At 65.8% G+C, this 22,354-nt stretch carries 22 protein-coding genes; 4 read left to right on the forward strand and 18 right to left on the reverse strand.

Features of this window, described 5'->3' with window-relative positions:
• Positions 1–188: 188 nt before the first annotated feature.
• Positions 189–929: an aspartate/glutamate racemase family protein gene (locus SPO_RS21935; RefSeq protein WP_011242193.1), complete on the reverse strand. Its 741-nt coding sequence runs from the start codon at positions 927–929 to the stop codon at positions 189–191.
• A 7-nt stretch (positions 930–936) separates the two neighbouring features.
• The gene (locus SPO_RS21940; protein WP_011242194.1) at positions 937–1,626 is read right to left on the reverse strand and encodes a GntR family transcriptional regulator; all 690 of its coding nucleotides are present in this window, start codon (positions 1,624–1,626) and stop codon (positions 937–939) included.
• A gap of 106 nt (positions 1,627–1,732) precedes the next feature.
• Between SPO_RS21940 and SPO_RS21945 the strand changes: the two genes are divergently transcribed.
• Positions 1,733–3,424, forward strand: coding sequence for a thiamine pyrophosphate-binding protein (locus tag SPO_RS21945; RefSeq protein ID WP_011242195.1), 1,692 nt, complete (start codon positions 1,733–1,735; stop codon positions 3,422–3,424).
• A gap of 100 nt (positions 3,425–3,524) precedes the next feature.
• Here the strand turns inward: SPO_RS21945 and SPO_RS21950 are convergent, their stop codons facing one another.
• The 4 genes from SPO_RS21950 to SPO_RS21965 form a co-directional block, all read right to left on the reverse strand.
• Complete coding sequence (locus tag SPO_RS21950; RefSeq protein ID WP_011242196.1) at positions 3,525–4,361, reverse strand: PhzF family phenazine biosynthesis protein; 837 nt, start codon at positions 4,359–4,361, stop codon at positions 3,525–3,527.
• A 50-nt stretch (positions 4,362–4,411) separates the two neighbouring features.
• Positions 4,412–4,612, reverse strand: coding sequence for a hypothetical protein (locus tag SPO_RS21955; protein WP_011242197.1), 201 nt, complete (start codon positions 4,610–4,612; stop codon positions 4,412–4,414).
• A 73-nt stretch (positions 4,613–4,685) separates the two neighbouring features.
• The gene (locus tag SPO_RS21960) at positions 4,686–5,306 is read right to left on the reverse strand and encodes a pyridoxamine 5'-phosphate oxidase family protein (RefSeq protein ID WP_011242198.1); all 621 of its coding nucleotides are present in this window, start codon (positions 5,304–5,306) and stop codon (positions 4,686–4,688) included.
• 14 nt (positions 5,307–5,320) lie between these two features.
• Positions 5,321–5,785, reverse strand: a complete 465-nt coding sequence (locus tag SPO_RS21965) for a DUF1348 family protein (protein WP_011242199.1) — start codon at positions 5,783–5,785, stop codon at positions 5,321–5,323.
• 304 nt (positions 5,786–6,089) lie between these two features.
• On the opposite strand from SPO_RS21965, the gene SPO_RS21970 reads away from it, so the two are divergent.
• Positions 6,090–6,656: a TetR/AcrR family transcriptional regulator gene (locus SPO_RS21970; protein WP_011242200.1), complete on the forward strand. Its 567-nt coding sequence runs from the start codon at positions 6,090–6,092 to the stop codon at positions 6,654–6,656.
• Between the two features lie 27 nt (positions 6,657–6,683).
• Here SPO_RS21970 and SPO_RS21975 read toward each other — a convergent pair whose 3' ends face one another.
• Positions 6,684–8,828, reverse strand: a complete 2,145-nt coding sequence (locus SPO_RS21975) for a 3-hydroxyacyl-CoA dehydrogenase NAD-binding domain-containing protein (RefSeq protein ID WP_011242201.1) — start codon at positions 8,826–8,828, stop codon at positions 6,684–6,686.
• Between the two features lie 12 nt (positions 8,829–8,840).
• Entirely contained in the window at positions 8,841–10,049 is a 1,209-nt protein-coding gene (locus tag SPO_RS21980; RefSeq protein ID WP_011242202.1) for an acetyl-CoA C-acetyltransferase, read from the reverse strand.
• 97 nt (positions 10,050–10,146) lie between these two features.
• Here SPO_RS21980 and SPO_RS21985 point away from each other — a divergent pair, with 97 nt between their 5' ends.
• Positions 10,147–11,142, forward strand: coding sequence for an AraC family transcriptional regulator (locus SPO_RS21985; RefSeq protein ID WP_011242203.1), 996 nt, complete (start codon positions 10,147–10,149; stop codon positions 11,140–11,142).
• Between the two features lie 15 nt (positions 11,143–11,157).
• Here SPO_RS21985 and SPO_RS21990 read toward each other — a convergent pair whose 3' ends face one another.
• Together SPO_RS21990 and SPO_RS21995 are read right to left on the reverse strand one after the other, a co-directional pair.
• Positions 11,158–11,442, reverse strand: coding sequence for an ArsR/SmtB family transcription factor (locus tag SPO_RS21990; RefSeq protein ID WP_051420476.1), 285 nt, complete (start codon positions 11,440–11,442; stop codon positions 11,158–11,160).
• Between the two features lie 113 nt (positions 11,443–11,555).
• Positions 11,556–12,782, reverse strand: a complete 1,227-nt coding sequence (locus SPO_RS21995; protein WP_011242205.1) for a mandelate racemase/muconate lactonizing enzyme family protein — start codon at positions 12,780–12,782, stop codon at positions 11,556–11,558.
• 192 nt (positions 12,783–12,974) lie between these two features.
• On the opposite strand from SPO_RS21995, the gene SPO_RS22000 reads away from it, so the two are divergent.
• Complete coding sequence (locus SPO_RS22000) at positions 12,975–14,420, forward strand: M20 family peptidase (RefSeq protein ID WP_011242206.1); 1,446 nt, start codon at positions 12,975–12,977, stop codon at positions 14,418–14,420.
• Between the two features lie 6 nt (positions 14,421–14,426).
• On the opposite strand, the gene SPO_RS22005 is transcribed toward SPO_RS22000, so the two are convergent.
• The 8 genes from SPO_RS22005 to SPO_RS22040 all read right to left on the reverse strand — a co-directional run bounded on the left by SPO_RS22005 (position 14,427) and on the right by SPO_RS22040 (position 22,315).
• On the reverse strand, positions 14,427–15,521 hold the full coding sequence (locus SPO_RS22005; protein ID WP_011242207.1) for a Zn-dependent alcohol dehydrogenase: 1,095 nt from the start codon (positions 15,519–15,521) through the stop codon (positions 14,427–14,429).
• 86 nt (positions 15,522–15,607) lie between these two features.
• Complete coding sequence (locus tag SPO_RS22010; RefSeq protein WP_011242208.1) at positions 15,608–16,807, reverse strand: TCR/Tet family MFS transporter; 1,200 nt, start codon at positions 16,805–16,807, stop codon at positions 15,608–15,610.
• Between the two features lie 60 nt (positions 16,808–16,867).
• Positions 16,868–18,205, reverse strand: a complete 1,338-nt coding sequence (locus SPO_RS22015) for a class-II fumarase/aspartase family protein (protein WP_011242209.1) — start codon at positions 18,203–18,205, stop codon at positions 16,868–16,870.
• A complete protein-coding gene (locus SPO_RS22020; RefSeq protein WP_011242210.1) occupies positions 18,205–18,918 on the reverse strand; it encodes an alpha/beta fold hydrolase in 714 nt (237 codons plus the stop codon). Before SPO_RS22020 ends, SPO_RS22015 begins: the two co-directional genes overlap by 1 nt.
• Positions 18,919–18,930: 12 nt before the next feature.
• A complete protein-coding gene (pcaD, locus tag SPO_RS22025) occupies positions 18,931–19,719 on the reverse strand; it encodes a 3-oxoadipate enol-lactonase (protein WP_011242211.1) in 789 nt (262 codons plus the stop codon).
• A 110-nt stretch (positions 19,720–19,829) separates the two neighbouring features.
• On the reverse strand, positions 19,830–20,804 hold the full coding sequence (locus SPO_RS22030; RefSeq protein ID WP_011242212.1) for a threonine ammonia-lyase: 975 nt from the start codon (positions 20,802–20,804) through the stop codon (positions 19,830–19,832).
• The gene (locus tag SPO_RS22035; RefSeq protein WP_011242213.1) at positions 20,801–21,628 is read right to left on the reverse strand and encodes an alpha/beta fold hydrolase; all 828 of its coding nucleotides are present in this window, start codon (positions 21,626–21,628) and stop codon (positions 20,801–20,803) included. The genes SPO_RS22030 and SPO_RS22035 overlap by 4 nt, the downstream gene beginning before the upstream one ends.
• Positions 21,629–22,315 carry a haloacid dehalogenase type II gene (locus tag SPO_RS22040; RefSeq protein WP_011242214.1) on the reverse strand — a complete coding sequence of 229 codons (687 nt, stop codon included), beginning with the start codon at positions 22,313–22,315 and terminating at the stop codon, positions 21,629–21,631.
• Positions 22,316–22,354 lie beyond the last annotated feature (39 nt).

Below are 22,354 nucleotides of genomic sequence, written 5' to 3' on the forward strand. Positions count from 1 at the left end.
TGCCCCTTGCGGGGCGCCTGCGGGCGTTGGGCCGGGCGCCGCTGCGCGGCGGATTTCTTGCGAGGCTCTGCCTCGCGCTCCGGAGTATTTCGAACCAGAAAGAAGCTGAATCGTGCCTGCGCTTTCCTCTTGCTGAAAATATCCGGGGGGGTCACTGCAGGTGACGGGGGCAGCGTCCCCTCCACCTGTTAGCTGCGCGGGTCGTCAAGGGGCTGCTCGAACCGGCGCGGCATCAGGCCGGCCTGGAACCACGAGACCATCGAATAGATGGAATAGACTGGCAGGCCCGTGCGCCTGCGCAGGTCGGCGGCATAGGGCACCATATTGGTGCATTCCAGAACGATGGCGCCCGCGTCGGGTTCCTGCGCCACGATCTCGTCGGCCGCATCCAGCATGTCCAGACGGCAGGCGTCGAAGTCGATCTGCGGCGCGTCGCCCAGGATGTCGCGGGTAAAGACGCGGCCCGCGTCGGTACCGTAAACAGGGGTGTCGAGCGGCACCCCCGCCGCGGCCAGATGCGCCGGTGTCAGTGTCGCCTTGGAGATGGTCAGGATCACGACCTTCTTGCCCGGTGGCAGCAGGGCCTGCACCATCGGGACCTGCATCAGCGATGAGGTCGCCACCGGTACGCCGAGGGCGGCGCGCAACTCCTCCTGAACCAGCGCGAGAAAGCCGCAATTGGTGGTGATCCCGTCCGCGCCGGTGGCCACCAGGTCGCGCCCCGCCTCGACAAAGGTGTCGAGCAGCGCGCGGGGGTCGCCGCGCACGACCCGGTCAGGCGAGGCACCGCGCACCACCCGGTACTGCACCGGAAAGGGCCAGGTCAGCGCATTGCCCATATCGCCGGGAATGCGGGGAAAGCGGGTTTCCAGCATCAGGATGCCGACCGTGGCACCATAGACCGTCTTGCCGCCAGGGATCAGGGACATGTTCGCCTCAGAGTTCGGGGACATAAAGTTGGGCATAGGCATCGCGCACCGCCTGGGTCGCCCCTTCGCGGCGGCGTTCGATATGGGCACGCATTTCGGCCATGGCGCCGTCTGCGTCGTGGCGGGCCACCGCGTCGAGGATGCGTTGATGCGCCGAAACCATGGTCTGGCCCTGCGGCCCCAGCGCCTGCAGGCGGCGCAGGTCGATTAGGCGCAGATAGCGGATGCGGTCATTGAGATTGTCGAGCATCCGCGCCAGCTCGCCATTGCCCGACAGCGCGCAGAGCCTTGTGTGAAACCATTCATCCATGCTGAGCAGCGCCTCGGTATCGGCGCGCGCAGTATAGTCGGGCGCGATATCCTCGAGGTCCTGCATCAGGATGGCGATCTCGCGCTCGTCGCCGCGCAGGGCGGCGAGGCGCGCCGCCTCGACCTCGACCGCCACCCGTGCCTCGTAGAGATCCATCACCAGTTCCGGCGAGAGCGAGCGGCAGAAGAAGCCGCGCCCCGAGCGGAAGGTCAGGAAACCCTCGGCCACCAGCCGGTTCAGCGCCTCGCGGATCGGGGTGCGCGAGGCGTCGAGCTGGGTTGCAAGCGCGCTTTCGTTGATGCGGGCGTCGGGCTTGAAGGCGAAATCCGCCGCCATGCGGCGGAGCGCCTGGTAGAGCCGGTCAACATTGCTTTCCGATTTGGTCATCTAGCGCCTCGATCTAGGGGCAGGATATCGCGGGGTTGACTTGTGCGCAAGATGTGATGCAGAGCTGTATACAATTCTGAACGCAAATGTTGTGAGGGCGAGTCGCATGGACAACCGGATGAATGGCGCCGAGGCGATGGTGCGCATGCTCGAGGCGCAGGGGGTGCGGCATATCTTTGGCCTGTGTGGCGATACCACCTTGCCGTTTTATGACGCGATGCTGCGGCTCGACCATCAGATCACCCATGTGCTGACCCGCGACGAGCGCTGCGCCACCTATATGGCCGATGGGTATTCCCGCGTGACAGGCCGTGTTGGCGTGGCCGAGGGGCCGTCGGGCGGTGGAGCCACCTATATTCTGCCGGGGCTGATCGAGGCCTCGGAAAGCTCTTATGCGGTGTTGGGGATCACCACCGATATCTCGGTCGCCTCTTACGGCAAGTATCCCCTGACCGAGGTCGATCAAAAGGCGCTGATGGCGCCCCTGACCAAGTGGAATACGGTGATCAGCCGGGCCGATCACATCCCGCGCATGGTGCGGGCGGCGTTCCGGGCGATGACCACGGGGCGTTCGGGCGCGGCGCATATCGGGCTGCCCTATGACGTGCAATATGACCCGGTGGATGCTGCCGATATCTGGGCCGATCCGGTGACCGCCAGCTATCCCGCCTACCCGCAGTCCCCCGCGCCCGGCGCGGCACAGGCGGCGGTGGAGGCGATCCTGTCGGCGAAAAACCCGCTTATCGTTTGCGGTGGTGGCGTTGTGATCGCGCAGGCCTGGGAGGAGCTGGACCGGCTGGCAACCCGGCTCGACATTCCGGTGGCCACCTCGATCTCGGGGCAGGGGTCTCTGGCCGAGACCCATCCCAACTGTCTGGGCGTCGTCGGCTCGAACGGGGGCACCGACGAGACATGGGAGATGATGGAGGCTGCCGATCTGGTGGTGTTCATGGGCTGCCGGGCCGGGTCGACCACCACCGCGCGGTGGGAGGCGCCGAAACCGGGCACCCGGATCGTGCATTTCGACAATGACCCGATGGTGATGAACGCCAATTACCGGACCGAGGTCGCGGTGGTGGGCGATCTGCGGCTGGCCCTGGCCGAGGTGAACGCAGCGCTGGACGCCCGCGCGCAAGGGGCCGATACTTTTGGCGGCGCGGCGGCGGTTGCCGAGAAGAAGACGCGCAAGTTCGAGGCGTTCGAGGTGCTGGCGCGTTCCGATCAGGCACCGATCCGGCCAGAGCGGGTGATCCGCGCGCTGATGAACACGCTGCCCGAGGATGCGACCGTGGTGTCCGATCCCGGCACCAGCTGCCCCTATTTCTCGGCCTATTACCAGTTGCCGCGTCCGGGGCGGCATTTCATCACCAACCGCGCGCATGGGGCGCTGGGATACTCGCTGTCAGCGGCGTTGGGCGCCTGGTACGGGCGGCCCGCGTCCAAGACCGTGGCGCTGATGGGTGACGGGTCGTTGGGGTTCACGGTGGGCGAGCTGGAGACGGTTTGCCGGTCGCGGGCGCCGATCACCTATGTGGTGTTTTCCAACGCGACATTCGGCTGGATCAAGGCCAGCCAGTTCGCCGACAAGGACGCGCGCTATTACAACGTCGATTTCAACCGCACCGACAACGCGGCGATTGCGGCGGCCTATGGGGTGAAATCCTGGCGGGTCGAGGACCCCGCCGAGCTGGAGCGGGTGCTGGCCGAGGCGATTGCCCATGACGGGCCGACGCTGGTCGATGTGATCACGCAGCCGCTGGAGGAAAGCAACGCCCCCGTCCGCCGCTGGATGGGTTGAGGCGGACGGGGGCTGGGCAGGCGGTTCGGGAGGGCCGCCTGGAGCGGATCGCGTGCTTGGGCGGTGACGCGATCTGCTCTGGTCTGATGCGTGTGCGTGTCTAGCCGATCTGGCGGGCGCTGCCCGAGACGCGGACGCCGTCGCCGGGGGTGGTGCCGATCTCGACCCTGAGCAGCGAGCGGGCGCCCATATCCTCGCCCTGCACGATGTCGATATTGCCGCCATGGGGCCAGCCGAGATCGCGCAGATAGCCCGCCAGCGCGGCGGCGGCGGCACCGGTTGCCGGATCCTCCAGCACACCGCCGATGGCAAAGGCGTTACGGCTGTGAAACCGCTGCGGGGTCTCGACCCAGAGCAGATTGATGGTGGTGAAGCCGTTCAGCCGCATATAGGCGGCGCCCCGGTTCAGATCGTAATCCATCGTTGCCAGCCGGGACCTGTTGCGCAATGTCAACACTAGATGGTCGTTGCCCGCATTGGCGACGGCGGGCGGCAGGGTCGGGTCCAGATCGGTGTCATCCAGGCCGAAGAGTGCCATTGCGGCCTCCAGCACCTCGGCATCCACCGCGCTGCTGCGGGTGGGGGGCGAGATCAGAGCCGCCTGAACCTGGTCACCATGGCGCAGCCCCTCGACCGAGATACCGGCATCGTTGAGGTGCAGGGCATAGGTGCCATCGCCGAACCGACCCGCGAGCGTCGCGCCCAATGCGATGGTGGCATGACCGCAAAAGGCGACCTCGCCCACCGGTGCAAAATAGCGCACCCGCCAGCCGTCACCCTGCGGCGCGGCAAAGGCGGTTTCGGAATATCCGACCTCGGCCGCGATGCGCTGCATCTCATCCTCGGCGGGCATCTGATCGGCGATCACCACGCCGGCAGGGTTTCCACCCAGGGTGCCGTCGGAAAAGGCGGCGATCCGGTCCACATTCGGTGTCATCTCAATTCCTCCTCTGAGTGCGGCCCCTTTCATGGAGGGAACCGTCCGGGTCAATTGACCTGCGCGAAGCGCTCTTCCCCGTCGGCGGCGATCGCGAAGCGCGCATGGGTCTCTGTCGCGAACCGGGTCAGCGCGGGTTCGCCGGCAAGCAGGCTGGAGGGCAGGATGTAGAAGCCCAGCGTCATGACCCCGGCTGAGAACAACGATCCGGCGGTGATGGTGGCGGCGGTATTGAGCAATGTGCGAAGCATGTCGAAAGCTCCCTCTGATAATGAGTTGGGGTTTGGTCTTGGGACTTGAAGAGGTGGGGCCGGTCTGTCCGGCCTAATCCTGCTCGGACAACTGTTGTTTCAGCCGTTCGTTTTCCGCCCTGAGCTGCGCCAGCTCGGCGCCAAGCGCGTTCAGATGCGGGGCCAGTTCGGCCTCGGTGTACCGGGGGGTGATGTGCTGGGGACAGTTCCAGTCCAGCCCCTCGACCGAGATGATGGCGGCGCGTTCGGCCGGGTGGGTCTGCCCGTCGGGCAGCAGGCTGGCAGCGGCCTCGGGCCCTTCGGTGAACTTCATCCGGCCGAGGATCTTCAGCCGTCGCTGGTTGGCGTAATCCATCAGGATCAGCGCCACCCGGCTGTTGCCGTCCAGATTGCCGCGCGAGATGTATTGCCGGTTGCCCGACAGGTCGGCATAGCCGATCGTGCGCGGCCCCAGCACCCGCAGGAACCCGGCAGGCCCGCCGCGATACTGCACATATGGCCAGCCGATTTCCGAAACGGTGGCCTGATAGAAGCCGTCCCGCGCCTCGATGAATGCCTGTTCGGCAGGCCCGATCTCATGCCCCTGCTGCGGGCCGCCCTCGATGAACTTGGCATAGCTGCGGGCCGAACCGAGCCGCTCCTGATGGGCACGAACGGCGGGGGTGAAGGTCAGCTGGGAAAAGGCGCGTGGCATGGTGTGATCTCCGTTCACAGGCCAAGGTCGGTCAGGCCGGGGTGGCCGTCAGGGCGCGGCCCGAGGGGCCAGTGAAACAGGCGCTCGTCCTCGGTGATGGGCAGGTCGTTCAGCGAGGTGTGGCGGGCCGACATGCGGCCATCCTCGTCGAATTCCCAGTTCTCGTTCCCGTAGGAGCGGAACCAGTTGCCGCTGTCATCGTGCCACTCATAGGCATAGCGCACCGCGATGCGGTTGCCGGACCAGGCCCACAGCTCCTTGATCAGGCGATAGTCCAGCTCCTTGTCCCATTTGCGGGTCAGAAAGGCGTGGATGTCGTCATGACCGGTGACGAACTCGGCCCGGTTACGCCAGCGGCTGTCGTCGGAATAGGCGGGCGTCACCACATCGGCGCTGCGGTTGTTCCAGCCGTTTTCGGCCAGGCGCACCTTTTCGGCAGCGGTTTCAGCGGTGAAGGGGGGCAGTGGGGGGCGTGTCATTCGCAGGTATCCCGTGTCAGGCGATGGAGGCGGCCAGAATTGCCAGCGTCAGAAGCAGGGGAACATGTCTTGTCGGGAAAAGGGCATAGCGGCGTCGCATGGGACTGATCCTTTGGTGTACCGATCTGTTAACTTGCTCTCAAGGTGTACTGATCGGTAAACTTTTGCAACCCTCTTGTTCAAATTTTTTTCAAGGCCACTCGCGTTGCAGAAGAACGTCATTTCGCGACAAATGGTTACCGGTGGTGATTTGCACTTCGCTGCCCGCGTGTTTATGTACCGATCAGTAACCCAAGGACGAATCATGCGGCCCAACAAGAAAGACGAGCTGGTGCGAAAGGCCCTGACGGTGTTCTACCGGGACGGGTTTCATGCCACAGGCATGGACAAGCTGGTGGCCGAGACCGGGGTATCGAAGACCTCGATCTATAAACACTTCCGCACCAAGGAGGAGCTGATCGTCGCGGTGCTAAAGCTCAGGGACGAGAATTTCCGGGCCTGGTTCGAGGCCCGGGTGGATGAACTGGCCGATACGCCCGCCGACAAGTTCCTGGCCGCTTTCGATGCGCTGGGAGAGTGGTTCGAGGAAGACAGCTATCGCGGCTGCATGTTCATCAACGCGGGTGCGGAATACAATTGCAAGGACGACCCGATCCGGATGGAGGCCGCACATCACAAGCAGGTCGTGCTGGACTATTTCACCGATCTGGCCCGGCAGGCCGGTGCCCGCGACCCCGAGGCGCTGGGATGCCAGATCCTGCTGCTGAAGGAGGGCGCGATCGTCATCTCCTCGCTGATGGGCAACAGCAAACCGGCCTGCGATGCCAAGGACACGGCGCGCATCCTGCTGGACAATGCGCTGAAAGGTTAGGGCGCGGGCAAGCCGCGCCCCAAAGGGTCAGGCCAGGGCGCGGCCCTCGGCGACATGTGTTCTGAGGATCTCGGGTGGGGCGAACCGGTCTCCGTATTTGCCCGCCAGCTCCTCGCACCGGGCCAGGAACCGCGCCGGGCCGTAGGTGTTCACATATTGCAGATAGCCGCCGGTATGAACCGGCGCGCCGATCCCAAGGATCGAGCCGATATTGCCATCCTCGACCGTGCGCAGCACGCCTTCCTCCAGACAGCGCAGGCTTTCCAGCACGGCGCGGAACAGGATGCGGTCCTTGATATCCGCGTCTGGAATGTCGGCCCCCTCCTTGCGCCAGGCGGCCAGTCCCGGCCAGATCGTCTTGCCCTGTCCGTCATAGTCATAGAACCCCTTGCCGGTGGCGCGGCCATGGCGGCCGTGCTGGCTGATCATCTCGGCCAGCATGGCGCGGGCGGCCGGGTTCTGTTCCTTGTCAGGGTCCAAGAGGCCCATTTCCACCTGGGTGTTGTAGATATCGGTCACCAGCTTGATCTGCACCTCGTCAAGCAGCGACAGCATGCCGGTGGGCATGCCGGTGAGGCGCGACAGGTTGTCGACGCGCAGCGGGTCGTGGCCTTCGGCCACCAGTTCCACCGCCTCGATGATCTTGGTGCCGATGGTGCGCGAGGTATAGAACCCCGTGCTGTCACCCACGATGATCGGGGTCTTGCGGATCTGGCGGGCAAAGTCGAAGGCGCGCGCCAGCGTCTCGTCCGAGGTCTTCTCGCCCGCGATGATCTCCAACAGCGGCATCTTGTCGACGGGTGAGAAGAAATGCAGACCGACGAAGTTCTCGGGCCGTGTGGCGCCCGTGGCCAGCCGCGTGATCGGCAGGGTCGAGGTATTGGACCCCCAGATGCCGTTTTCAGCGAGCAGCGCCTCATGCTCGGCCAGAACCGCATCCTTGATGTCGATCTTTTCGAACACCGCCTCGATGATCAGGTCGCAGCCTTTCAGGTCGTCGGCCTTGTCGGTCGGCGTGATCAAGGCCAGCACCGCCTCGCGCTCCTCGGCGCTCATCCGGCCCTGTTTGACCCGCTTGTCGAGCAGGGTGGCGGTATAGGCCTTGCCACGCTCGGCCGCCTCTAGCGTCTGGTCCTTGAGCACCACGGGCAGCCCTGCCGTGGCCGCTGAAAAGGCGATGCCCTGACCCATCATGCCCGCGCCCAGAATGCCCAGGCGCTGCACCTTGGAGGTCGGCACGCCCTTGGGCCGGCTGGCGCCGCCATTGACCTTGTTCATGCCGAAAAACAGCGTTTCGATCATGTTCTTGGTGCTCGCCAGCGGGGTCAGTGAGACGAAACGGCGGCTTTCATAGCGCGTGGCGGTGTCGAAATCGACCTTGCCCGCTGCCTCGGTCATGATGTCGAGGATACGCGTGGGCGCAGGCATCAGCCCGCGTGTCTTCTTGAACAGCATTGCGGCGGCGCCCGCGATACGGGTCATGTTATGGGGCGCGGTCGATGGCCCGCCGGGGATCTTGTAACCCTTGGTATCCCAGGGCTGAGTCACCGCCGCCGCATCCCCCTGCACCGACAGGATGTATTCCTTGGCACGGGTCAGGAGTTGATCTGCGGGCACCACCTGATGGATCAGCCCGGCCTTGAGCGCCTTGTCTGGGGACACCTGTCGCCCTTCGAGCAGGAAGGGCATCGCGCCTTCCAGACCCAGAAGCCAGGTCAACCGCACAGTGCCGCCACCGCCGGGCAGCAGGCCCAGCGTGACCTCTGGCAGGCCGATCTTGGTTTTTGGATTGTCGGCGGCGATGCGGTGGTTGCAGGCCAGACAGATCTCGAACCCGCCCCCAAGTGCGGCGCCATTGATCGCGGCGACATGGGGCACAGGCTGCTTCTCCATCCGCCGCATCACGGCCTTGGTCGCCTCGACGGATCGGAAAAGCGCCTCGACCCCGTCGGGCTCGATGCTTTTCAGCATCTTCAGGTCGCCCCCGGCAAAGAACGTGTCCTTGGCCGAGGTCCAGATCACGCCTTTCAGCTCCGGCTCCGCCTCGATCCGGTCCATGGTCGCGGCAAACAGCGGCCAGAACTCGGCATTCATCGCGTTGACCGGCCCGTCCATGTTCATGGTCACGGTGACGATGCCATCGGCATCCTTTGCGTAGTGAAAATCACCCATTCTGCCGCTCCCTTACAGACGTTCGATCAGGGTCGAGATGCCCATGCCGCCACCGACACAGAGCGAGATCATCGCCCGTTTGGCGCCCCGGCGCTCCAGCTCGTCGAGCACGGTTGAAACCAGCATGCCCCCGGTGGCACCCAGCGGGTGGCCCATGGCGATGGCGCCGCCGTTCACATTGGTGATCTCGTGGTCGATATCCAGATCCTTCATGTAGCGCAGCGCGACCGAGGCGAAGGCCTCGTTGATTTCCCAGATGTCGATGTCCGAGACCTTCAGCCCCGCCTTGTCGAGGCATTTCTTGGCCGCCGGGCCGGGGCCCGCCAGCATGATCACCGGATCGGTGGCGATGACGGTGGCCGAGACGATGCGCGCGCGCGGTTCCAGCCCCAGATCGCGCCCCGCCTTCTCCGAGCCGATCAGCACGGCGGATGACCCGTCGACAATGCCCGAGCTATTGCCGGGCGTATGCACATGGTTGATGCGGGCCACCTGGGGATACTTGGCCAGCGCCATGTCATCATAGCCAAAGGCGCCCATACCCGCGAACGAGGGGTTCAGCGCGCCCAGTTTCTGCATGTCGGTGTCGGGTTTGATGAAATCGTCCCGCTCGAGGATGGTCAGGCCGTTTTCATCGCGCACCGGCACCACCGAGCGGTCGAACCAGCCGCTGTCGCGGGCATGCGCGGCGCGGCGTTGGCTTTCCATCGCGAATGCGTCCACATCCTCGCGGCTGTAACCGTCGATGGTGGCGATCAGGTCGGCGCCGATGCCCTGCGGGGCCGAGTTCTGGTCGATCACGAAATCGGGGTCGGTGAACATCGCGCCACCCTGGCTGAGCATGGGGATGCGGCTCATCGATTCGATACCGCCCGCGACCACCAGCTCCTCTTGATCGGAACCCACCTTGGCGGCGGCCATGTTAACCGCCTCAAGCCCCGAGGCGCAGAAGCGGTCAAGCTGGACACCCGGCACCGCCTCGTCCCAATGGGCCGCCTGCACGGCTGCCTTGGCGACACAGGCGCCCTGATCGCCCACCGGCGCAGTGCAGCCCAGGATCACGTCGCCTACGCGCGACGTGTCCATGTCGTGGCGCGCCTGCATCTCGCGCAGCAGGCCGGCGGCCAGCTGGATCGGCTTCACTTCGTAAAGCGCGCCGCTGGCCTTGCCGCGCGAGCGGGGCGTGCGCAGCGCGTCGTAGATATAGGCGGGTGTTGCCATGACCGTTCCTCCTGAAGGTTTGGCAACAGCCTAGGGGTGGGGCCGGTGCGAAAACAATGATCTGGCCGTGCAGAAAAATAGACATTAAGTGACAGGTATGGCGGTCACGATCCCGGCGACGATTGTCGCCAACATCCTCGAAGGCGCGGTGGCGCGCGGTGCCGATCCGGCGGCTATTCTGGCGCGGGCGAGCCTGCCGGGTGTTGTCGGCCCGCTGGAGGCACCCGATTTCGTGCGCCTGGTGCGCGCGGTGACGCTGACACTGGATGACGAACTAGCCGGATTGCAGGACCGCCCGCAGCGGATCGGGACCCATGCGATCATGGCCGCCCATGTCAGCCATGCCGAGACATTGGGGGCGGCTTACGCCCGGGCGGCCGGTTTCATGGACCTGATGGACAATTCCTTTCGCTATTCGCTGCGCGAGAGTGGCGCCAACCTGATCTTCGAGATGACGCGCATTCCTGGGCGCGAGGTGCTTAACAATGCGGCGGTCGAGATGGTTCTAGTGCTGGTCAGCCGGATGCTGGCCTGGCTGGTCGGCAACCGGGGCGCTCTGAACGGCGCCTGGTTCGACTATGTCGCGCCGGGACATGTGGCGGCGTATCGCGCCATGTTCCAGCGCGCGCCGATGCAGTTCGGGCAGTGCAGTTCGGGTCTGGCGATCCCGCTGGCGCTGACGCGGCTGCCCGTCCTGCGCAGCGAGGATCAGGCGACGGCCTATGCACGGCGCACGCCGCTTGACGCGTTTCTGCCCCAGGACGCAACCACCGGTCTGCCACTCGAGGTGGCGGTGGCGGTCGAGGCCTGCCTGTCCGAACAGGGCAGGCTGCCCGACATGGCGCAGGTCGCGCGCGATCTGAACCTGGCGCCGCATACCCTGCGGCGGCGGCTCAAGGGGGACGGCGTCGATTATTCCAACATCCGCAAGCAGGTGCGCCGAGACATGGCGGTACGCCTGCTGGCCACAACCGGGGACAGCGTCGAATCCATCGCTGCCCAGACCGGGTTCTCCGAGGCGAGCGCCTTTATCCGCGCCTTTCGCAGCTGGACGGGCCTGACCCCGCGCGCCTATCGCAAGTCCGAATTATAGAGGCCTTGGCCGCGCCTAGTCGTTGCTGCAGAACAGCGAATAGAGCAGGCCGATCACCTGTTCCGTATTGCTGTCGGACAGGGAATAGAACACCGTCTTGCCCTCGCGCCGGGTGCTGACCAGCCCCTCTTCGCGCAGCCGGGCGAGCATCTGGCTGACCGCGGCTTGCCGGATATCGAGCAGGTTTTCCAATTGGCCCACCGATTTCTCGCCCGCACCCAGATGGCACAGGATCATCAGGCGCCCCTCATGCGCCAGCGTCTTGAGATATCCTGCCGCACGGGCGGCATTGCTGGCCATGTCATCGGGTGTTTCCGGCGGCAAAGAGGGGGCGTCTTGCACGGTCACGATTGGATCCTGTCGTCATAAATAGCGTCAATATGCCTCAAGGATGGGGCGAATGTCACCCCCCTCTAGATCGTGGGTGCGCCGCCCTGAAATGCATTGCCGCTGGCATAGTCGCAAGGGGCCTCCTGCATGTTCAGATGCAGGTCGTTGCCGGTAAACGGGTGCGCGCGCGCAAGTTCCTCGTCGACCTCGATCCCAAGGCCGGGGGCGTCGGGAGGGATCACGAATCCGTTATCGACCCGGATGCTGCCCTTGATCAATGCATCGTGGAACGGGGTCTCGATGGATTCCAGCAGCAGGATATTTGGGATCGCGGCGGCCAGCTGTATGTTGGCGGCCCATTCGATCGGCCCGGCATAGAGATGCGGCGCCATCTGCGCGTTGAACAGCTCGGCAATTGCGGCGACCTTTTTCATCTCCCAGATGCCGCCCGCGCGCCCCAGCGCCGGTTGCAGGATCTCGGCCGCGCCCGCACGCAGGACGGCGCCGAACTCGGTCTTGGTGGTCATCCGTTCGCCGGTGGCCACGGGAATGCGCACATTGCGGGCGACGCGCGCCATATCCTCGAGATTGTCGGGGGGCGTCGGCTCTTCGAACCAGAGCGGCGCGTAGGGCTCCAGCGCCTGGCCGAGGCGGATGGCGCCAGCGGTGTTGAACTGGCCGTGGGTGCCAAACAGCAGGTCCGCCTTGTCGCCCACCGCCTCGCGGATCGCCTTGCAGAAGGCGACCGACAGGGAAATGTCGGACATCGCGGGCATGTGCCCGCCCCGGATGGTGTAGGGGCCCGCCGGGTCGAACTTGACCGCGGTGTAACCCCGCCGGACCATCTCGGCGGCGCATTCAGCGGCCTGATCGGGAGAGGTCCAGAACCCGGCAATGTCGTGATGGGGAAGCGGATAGAGATAGGTATAGGCCCGGATGCGCTGGTTCATCCGCCCGCCGATGAGGGCGTGCACAGGCCGGTTCCGGTCCTTGCCCAGGATATCCCAACAGGCGATTTCAAGCCCTGAAAAAGCCCCCATCACGGTCAGGTCGGGACGTTGGGTAAAACCGCTGGAATAGGCGCGACGGAACATCAGCTCGATATTCTCGGGGTTCTCGCCCGCCATGTGCCGGTCGAATACATCGCGGATCACATGCGTCATGGCGTCCGGCCCGACCGAGGAGGCGTAACATTCGCCCCAGCCGGTAATGCCGGTATCGGTGGTCACCTTCACCAGGATCCAATAGCGCCCGCCCCAACCCGGTGCCGGGGGCGCTGTGACGATGATATCGAGGTCTTGCAGGCGCATGCGGTTCTCCCTTTGCTTGCGAGAGGGTGCCGGTGGTGCAAGGGCTTCGCAATACGGAAAGCGGCAGCTGGTGTCGCTTGCGCCCGGTTTCGGAACATATTTGCTGACGTCAGGTCAGCGGTGACTGGGTTCGAGCCATGTGGAAATCTGGTGCGATGCCGCTCAAGACGGTGGTCACAGGAGGAACTCTACATGATCAAGCGCATTCTGGCGGGGCTTGGCCTTGTGATTCTGGCCCTTGTGGCGGTGATCGCCTTCAGAACGGTGCAGTACCGGCCGGGACCGGTGGAGGCATCACAGCCGTTTTCAGTGGGCGCCGATATCGACCGGGCGGCGCAGGTCCTGGCCGAGGCCGTGCGGTTCCGCACCGTGTCCACCGACATGTCGCATCCGGATTTCCCCGCCTTTCTGGCGTTTCTCGAACAGAGTTTCCCCGCCGTACACCGGACGATGGAGCGCACCCTGCTGGAGCCTGTGACGCCGCTTTACAAGTGGCAGGGATCGAACCCCGATCTGCCGCCGGTGATGCTGGCGGCGCATTACGATGTGGTGCCGGTGACCGAGGACACTCTGGGCGAGTGGGATCATCCCCCCTTTGCCGGTGTGGTGGCCGATGGGTTTGTCTGGGGGCGCGGGACGCTGGACAACAAGGGCGCGTTGATCGCCGCGCTGACCGCGGCCGAGAAACTGATCAATGACGGGTTCACGCCGGAGCGCACGATCTATTTCAGCTTTGGCGGCGATGAGGAAACCGGCGGGTTGGGGGCCATCGCGGTGGCCGAACACCTGCGCGCGCAGGGGGTGCAACTGGCCTGGGTGCTGGACGAGGGGTCGTTTGTGCTGGACAAGATCATTCCCGGCCTGGATGTGCCCGTGGCCAGCATCAACCTGGCGGAAAAGGGATATCTGACCATCCAGCTTGTCGCCCATGCCGAGGGCGGTCATTCCTCGATGCCGCCGCGGCACACCGCTGTCGGGCAGCTGGCGCGCGCCGTGGCGCGCTTGCAGGAGGCCCCGATGCCGGGCGGGCTGACCGGGGTTTCGGCCGAGTTCTTCGATGCGCTGGGGCGGCATTTCAGCATCGACAAACGCGCCATCTTTGCCAATCGCTGGCTGTTCGACCCGGTGCTCGAAGGCATCCTGTCAGGTTCACCCTCGACCGATGCGATGCTGCGCACCACCACCGCGCCGACGATGCTCGAAGGTTCGCCCAAGGAAAACGTGCTGCCGACGCGGGCGGTGGCGACGGTCAATTTCCGCCTGCATCCGCGCGACAGTATCGACGACGTTCTGGTGCATGTGAAAGCGGCGATAGACGACGAAGGGATCGAGATTGTTGCAGATCGTGACCTGGCCTCGCCCGCCTCTCCGGTGTCGGATTCACAAGGCGCCGGTTTCAAGGATGTCGAAGCGTCGATCCGCGAGGTGTTCGGCCCGATCGCCTCGGTGCCGGGTCTGACCATCGCGGCAACGGATGCGCGCCATTATGCCAAGGCAGCAGATGCGGCCTATCGCATCAACCCGTTCCAGATCGAAGGCGACGACCTGGCCCGGTTCCACGGGATCGACGAGCGCCTGTCGATTGCCAATATCGAGCGCGGCATCAATTTCTATGCCGCGCTGATCGGCAAGCAATAGCACCCGTCAGTGGTTGAACAGGATCACGTTGCGCTTGGCGCTGCCGGTGCGGGTGTCGGCGATGGCCTCGTTGATCTGATCCAGCGACCATCGGCCCGAGATAAGTTCGTCGAGCTTCAAGCGGCCTTGTTGGTAAAGGTCGATCATCCACGGGATATCGCGCTGGATCACCACATCGCCCATTTTTGAGCCGATCAGCCCGTGTCCCTGGAACGAGGCGCTCATCGGTTCGTATTGCGCCATGGCGCCGGCATGGGGCATGCCGATCATCACAGCCCTGCCGCCCCAGCCCAGGTATTTGGGTGCCTCGTCATAGGCGCGTACGGCGCCAACGGTGACCAGCACCGCATCTGCACCGCGCCCGCCAAGCGCCTTGTAGGCCGCGCGCCAGGGTTTCGGGCTGGTCGCCAGCACGCCATGGGTGGCGCCGAATTCGCGGGCGATGTCCAGCTTCTCCTCGGTCATGTCCACCGCCACGATGCGGCGCGCGCCAGCGATGCGGGCGCCCTGGATCGCGTTCAGCCCGACGCCGCCGGCCCCGATTACCACCACGTCCTGACCGGCACGCAGCCGGGCGGCGTTGACCGCCGCCCCGACCCCGGTGATCACCCCGCAGGAGAGCAGGCAGGCGACGTCGCGCCCCATATCGGCGGGGATCCTGACGATCTGGCGTTGGCTGACCACCACCTTTTCGGCGAATGCGCCACAGGCCATGGCTTGCAACAACGGGCCCTCGTCCGCGGTGCGCAGCGGCCCCTGTTTCACCCCGTCATAGGGCGTGTCGCAGATGGTGGGCTGACCGCCTGCGCAATTGGCGCAGGTGCCGCAGGCGCGGATCAGCGTGACCACCACCGGATCGCCGGGGGCAAAGCCCTCGACGCCCGGCCCCACGGCCGACACCGTGCCCGCCGCCTCGTGGCCGTAGACAGCCGGAAGATGCCCGCCCCAGGCGCCATCGGCATAGGAGATGTCGGAATGGCAGATCGCGACCGCGTCCAGCGTCACCTCGACCTCGCCGGTGCCGGGCGGGGCGAGCAGCACCTCTTCGATCACCAGTGGCGCATTGAATTCGTGGCAAACGGCGGCGCGGATCTTCTGCATCCCGGTTCTCCTTGGCATTTCCTTACCCTAGGGTGGACCGAGGCCCCGGATGCGGCAAGGTGGAAACCGGAAAAGATACAGTGCCATTACGTCACGGCAGTGCGGGTGCGCAGAAAGATCACCAGACCAGCGGCCATCAGCGCAAGGGCGACCAGGAACGGGGCACCGGGCAGATAAATTGGCGCCTGCGGGCCGGTAAAGCGGGCGAATACGCTGGCCATCAACAGCGGCGAAACGATCATCGACAGGGCGTGTACGGCGGACATTACCCCTTGCAGCGCGCCCTGCTGGTCGTCCGCCACGCTGCGCGACATGATTGCCTGCAGCGCGGGTGGCACCACCGCGCCCATGGCGGTGATCGGGATCAGGATCAGGGCCAGCGTGCCGCTGGCGATGAAGGCAAGCAGGCCGAAGCCCACGAAATCGAACAGCTGCCCCCAGATCACCGTGCGCCGTTCGCCGATCCGGCGGGTGATATGGGGCAACAGCCCGCCCTGCACCACCGCCATCAGGAAGCCGAAGATGCCCAGCGACAGGCCAATCATCCGGGACGACCAGCCGAACCGTTCCTGAGAGAAATAGGCCCAGATCGCCGGATAGACGTAGATGGCGACGGAATAGAGGAAATAGGCCCAGAGCAGGCCCTTGAGCCCGGGTACCTGGCCCAGCATGCGAAAGGCGCCCAGCGGATTGGCGCTGGCCCAGGAAAAGGCGCGGCGGGTGGCTGCCGTCACCGTTTCGTTCATCACAAAGAGGCCGAGGACAAAGTTCAGCCCGGCCAGCACCGCTGCCGCCCAGAATGGCGCGCGGGTGCCAAACTCTCCCAGAACCCCGCCCATCAGCGGCCCCAGCACAAAGCCGACACCAAAGGCCGCGCCCAGCATGCCGAAACGGGCGGCCTTTTGCTCGGGGCGCGAAACATCGGCCATATAAGCCGAGGCGGTGGCATGTGTGGCCGCGGTGATGCCGCCCACGATGCGGCCCGCCAGGAGCAGCCAGATACTGCCCGCCAAGGCCATCACCACATAGTCCAGCGCCATGACGAACAACGAGACCAGCAACACGGGCCGGCGGCCCAATGCGTCGGACAGGCTGCCGATGACCGGGCCGAACAGGAACTGCATCGCGGCAAAGGCGGTGCTGAGCACACCGCCCCACAGCGCCGCATCGGCCAGGGTACCGCCCTTAACCTCGACAATCAGGTCGGGCATGATCGGCATGATCAGGCCGATCCCCATGGCGTCGATCATCACCGTCGCGAGGATGAAGAGAAAGGGCAGGCGCATTCTGAACCGTCCGGTTTAGTTTGCCAGACCCTAGCCGCGCCGATCTCGGTTGAAAAGCCGCTAAGTGGCCCCTTGCGACCGGACCCGCGCGGCAAAGGCCCGGGCCTCGTCGGGGGCGGCGCCCAGTTGCCGGGACGGGTCGGTCAGCGCGGCGGCGTCCAGCTGCGGCCAGTCGCGCGCGATCAGCTCGCGCAGCGGTGTCCGGCTTTCCATCGCCTCGGCGCAGAGGGTCTTGACGGCGGCTTGTGCCTCGGGGCGGGGCAGGTGCGCGGCCAGCGCAAAGTTGACCGCCTCGGCATGGATGGTGCCATAGTTGGTGTCGAGCGCGGCGGCCATGGCCTCGGGGCAGGGGGCCAGCCCGGGCAGCAGGCGCTGGGTGATCTGTACCGAGGCGGCGGCGCCCAGCACGATCTGGGGCAGGCACATCCATTCGGTGAACCAGGCGGCGCCGTCGCGCTGGTGCCGGTGCACGCCCGCGCCATGCAGAACCGCCAACAGGCCCGGCACCTGCCGGGACAGGGCCACCAGCGCCGAGGCGCCGACCGGGTTCTGTTTCTGCGGCATGGTCGAGGACGCGCCGCCACCACCCAGCGTGATCTCGGCAATGCCGGTCTGGGACAGCTCGATCGCATCCTCGCCCAGCTTGCCAAGCGCCAGCGCGATGCGGGTGCACCATTCGGCCAGACGCAGTACCGGGGTGCGGTCGGTATGCCAGCTGCGCCCGGGATCGGCGAGGTTCAGAAGTTGGGCCAGATCGGCGCGCAGTTGCGCCACCTCGGGCCCCAGCGCGGCGCCGGTGCCGGCTGCGCCCGACAGTGACACCAGCAGGCAATCGCGCCTGAGACCCGGCAGTTCGCGCAACAGGTCAAGCAGCGGCGCCCCCCAGGACGCCACCACCGCGCCAAAGCTGGTGGGCGTGGCATGCTGAGCGTAACTGCGCCCTGCCATGGGCAGATCGGCATGGCTCTCGGCAAGCGCGGCCAGCGTTTCCAGCACCGCAGCCAGATCCCGCTCCAGCACCGAGACCGCCTGACGCAACCGCAGCATCAGGCCGGTGTCGATGATATCCTGCGAAGTGGCGCCCCAATGGACATATTGCGCATGTTCGGGCGCCTGCATTTCACTGCGAAAGGCGGCGACCAGCGCCGGCACGCTGACCCCGTTTGCCCCTGTCGCCTCGGCCAGTGCGCCGGGGTCGAGGTGGATTTCCATCGCCGCGCGGTGGATGGCACCGGCACTCTCGACCGGGATCAGCCCCAGCGCGCCTTGCGCCTTGGCCAGCATCCCCTCGACCAGCAGCATCGCGCGCAACTCGGCCCCGTCGGTGAACAGCCGCCCGGCATCGCCCGCAGGAAAAAGGCGCGCCAGATGCGCGCTGTCAAACACTGATGCGGCCATCAGAACTGTCCTTCGATCCGTGTCAGCAGCCGCGCCAGCCCCTGCGGGTCGGCAAAGAACGGCGAATGAGAGCTGTTCATGACATGGACCCGGTCGGATGGCCAGTCCGCCGTCATCTCCTCTTGGTATTCGGGCGGAATCGTCCGATCCTCGGCGCAGCGGATATAGACCTTGGGCACGCTTGCGAACCGGTCGGACAGGGTCAGCGGCGTCTCTTGCGGGGCAATCGCCTGCGGGCAGAGGCGCGGCTGTGCGTAATGCACCCGCTCGGCCCGGCAGTCATGATAGAACAGATCGGCCACCCGTTCGGGATCGACGGTATAGGACAGCCCATCCTCGGATTTGATCACCGCGTCCAGCAGCGTCTGGCGCGGTGCGCGCTTGCGCATGTCGATCATCGAATGCCCTGACAGCGGCACATAGGCGCACAGATAGATCAGCCCGCGCATCGCGTCCGGGGCCTGCTCGGCGGCGGCGCTGATCGGATAGCCGCCCCAGCTGTGACCCACAATCAGCGTATCGGGGGTCGAGGCCCCCAGCACCGCGTCACGACAGCTGTTCAGTGTCACCTCGCCAATCGGGGTCACATCCGAGCCATGGCTGGGCATGTTGACGGCGCGGGCGGTATGGCCGCGCTCCTCCAGCGCCGGGATCAGGTCCCGCCAGCACCAGGCCCCGTGGCAGGAACCGTGGATCAGAAGAAAATCGGCCATGGCCGGGTCCTCTCAGAAATGGCCGACATCGCGCAGGAACTGCGCGAGCCGTTCGGCATAGGCGGCGGGGTGTTCGACACAGGGCAGATGTCCGGCCTTGCGAAACAGGTGGAATTGCGATCCGGGAATCAGGTCGACCGTTTCCCGCACCAGATCCGGCGGGGTCGAGCCGTCCTCGTCCCCGGCGATGCCCAGGGTCGGCAGCCTGAGGCCGCTGGTGGGGGTATAGAAATCGGTGCCCGCAATGGCGGCGCTGCACCCGGCATAGCCCTGCACCGGCTGACGCACCAGCATGTTGCGCCACAGGGCCAGTTCGGGGGTGGCGCGGAACCCGCGCGAGAACCAGCGCTCCATCACCGTGTCGGCCAGCGCCTCGATCCCGCCTGCGGTGACGGCGGCGATCCGCTGTTGCCACATCTCCTTGGTTCCGATCTTGGCGGCGGTGTTGGACAGCACCAGCGCGCGCACCTGATCCAGCCGCTTGACCGCCAGCCCCTGCGCGATCATGCCGCCGATCGACAGGCCGACGACGGCCGCGTCACGAATGTCGAGCAGGTCCAGTAGCCGTTCGGCATCGCGCACAAGCGTGCCCATCGCATAGGGTCCCTCCGGCGCGTCACTCAGGCCATGGCCGCGCTTGTCATAGCGGATCAGGCGCAGGCCCGCAGGCAGATGCGGCAGGATCGGATCCCACAACCGCAGATCGGTACCCAGCGAATTGATGAAAACCACAGGCGCGCCGTCCGGGTCGCCATCGACCCGGAAATGCAGTTTGATATCTCCCAGATCCGCGATCTGCATCTTGGCAGCGACTCCACCTTGCCCGACACTTGGTCAGACTAAAACTTTACGCTGGGGAAGGTAAAGCGCCCTGACGCCGCATGGCGTCATTTTGCCTGCACACCGTTACTTCACGCGTGGAGCTCCAGCGCGGTGCGGAACAGGGCCGCGTCGACATTGCCGCCCGAGGCCACGGCCAGCACGGTGTCGCCTTCGACCTGGTCCGGGTGAAACAGGGCCGCCGCCAGCGAGACCGCCCCGCCCGGTTCCAGCACGATCTTGAGGCGCAGAAAGGCTAGCGCCATGGCGCGCAGGGCTTCGTCCTCGGTAACGGCCAGGCCGGGGCCACAGAGCCGGCTGAGGATCGGAAAGGTAATCCTGCCCGGTTCCGGCGTCAGGATCGCGTCGCAAATATTGCCGGTTTCCGAATTGTTGCGGCTGATGGTCCCGCCGGCAAGCGAGCGTTTCACATCGTCAAACCCCTCGGGCTCGACCGGGCGCGCCCTCAGGCCCGGCGCCCGCGCCTCCAGCGCCAGTGCCACGCCCGAGGTCAACCCGCCACCGCCGCAACAGACCAGCACATCGCCGCTCTCGACCCCCAGTTCGCCCGCCTGTTCGGCCAGTTCCAGCCCGACGCTGGCCTGACCGGCGATCACCTGCGGTTCGTCATAGGGCCGGATCAGCGTCAGCCCGCGTTCACCGGCCAGCGCGGTGCCGATCTCTTCGCGGCTTTCGCGGCCCCGGTCATACAGCACCACCTCGGCCCCCAGCGCTCTTGTGTTGTCGATCTTGAGCCGGGGCGCGTCCGAGGGCATCACGATGACCGAGGCGATGCCATGCAGCGTGGCCGCATGGGCGACCCCTTGCGCATGGTTGCCCGAGGAAAAGGCGATGACCCCGCGCGCGCGCGCCTCGGGGTCCAGCGCGGAAATGGCCGACCATGCGCCGCGAAACTTGAAGCTGCCGGTATGTTGCAGGCATTCGGGTTTCACCAGTACCCGGCGCCCGGCGATCTCGTCCAGAAAGGGCGAGGAGAGCAGCGGTGTGCGGCGGACATGGCCCGACAGCCGCTCGGCAGCGGCTTCGATCAGTTCAAGGGTGCTCATGCGGTCTCCAGAATGCGGCGGATCAGGTCCAGCGATTGCGGTTCGTCGAGAAAGGGCACATGGCCCCGGTCGGGCACTTCGGCCGAGATCAGGCCGGGATGGCGGCGGTGCATCTCGGCCACGGTGCCCGCGCCAAGAATATCGGAATTCGCCCCCCGCAGCACGGCGGTGGGGATGTCGCGCAGCGCCTCGAAGAACAGCCACAGATCGGGGATCGCCCCGGTTGCGGCCTGATCCAACAGTGCCTTGTGCAGCCCGTCGTCATAGCGCAGCGCCAGCCCCTGGTCGCTGGCGGCATACTGGATTTCGGCCTGTTTGCGCCAGACCGAGAGCGGGACGCCGGGAAACTGCGGCTCCATCGCCTGTTTCAGCGCCAGTGCGGCCTGGTCATGGGTTTTCGAGACCGGTTTCTTGCCCACGTAATCCATGATCCGGGCGATGCCCGCCGGTTCGATCACCGGGCCGACATCGTTCAGGATCACCCCGGCCAGCCGGTCCGGATGGCTGGCGGCCAGCGCCATCGCGATCATGCCCCCGCGCGAGGTGCCCAGCACCGTCACCCTGTCGAGCCCAAGATGGTCGAGCAGTTCGATGACGTCATGGGCTTCGCGCAGGACGTTGTAATTGCGGTAATCGGGATCGTAATCGGATTGTCCCCGCCCGCGATAATCGAGGCGGATCAGCCGCAGGTCTGTGACATGCGGGCGCAGGAACTCGAAATCGCGGCTGCACCGGGTCAGCCCGGCCAGGCAGAGGAGCGGCTGGCCGGTCCCCTCGTCCTCGTAAAACAGGCGCAGGCCATCGGTCGTGGTGAAAGCGGCCATTCAGACCCCCGCCAGCTCAGGAATGCCGGTCAGATCCGACAGGATATGGTCGGGCGTCCAGGGCAGCCGGTCCACCGGCTCGCCCGCGCGGTTCACCCAGGCGGTGCGGAACCCGTAACCCGCCGCCGCCGCCGCGTCCCAGCCGTTTGAGGACACGAACAGCACCGCTTCGGGCGGGCAACCGAACCGCTGGCCAACCAGGTCATAGACCCGGCGATCGGGCTTGAAGATGCCGACGCTTTCGACCGAGAGCACATCGTCGAGCACATCGCCCAATCCGGCCGAGCGCACCGCGCCATCCAGCATGTCGGGAGAGCCATTGGACAGGATCGCGGTTTCCAGTCCGGCACCCTTGAGCGCGCGCAGCATCGCGGGCACCTCGGGATAGGCCTGCAATTGCCAGTAAAGATCCAGCAGCCGCTGGCGCAGCACGGCATCACCGGCCAGGCCGACCGCCTCGAGCGCCCAGTCGAGCCCCTCGCCGGTCACCTGCCAGAAATCGGTATGGGCGCCGGTGATCGCGCGCAGCCAGCTGTATTGCAGCTGCTTCAGCCGCCAATGGCTGGCCAGCGCCTGCCAATGCGGGCGCAGGGCGGCGTTTTCGGGCTCGTCCGCCGCCTGCCGGGCGGCGGCGGCAACATCGAACAGCGTGCCATAGGCGTCGAATATGCAGGTGGTGATGGGCATGGGATCCTCTTCGCAAGGGGCGCGCGGGGCAGGGTGGCA

Source organism: Ruegeria pomeroyi DSS-3, assembly GCF_000011965.2.
Taxonomy (GTDB): Bacteria; Pseudomonadota; Alphaproteobacteria; order Rhodobacterales; family Rhodobacteraceae; genus Ruegeria_B; species Ruegeria_B pomeroyi.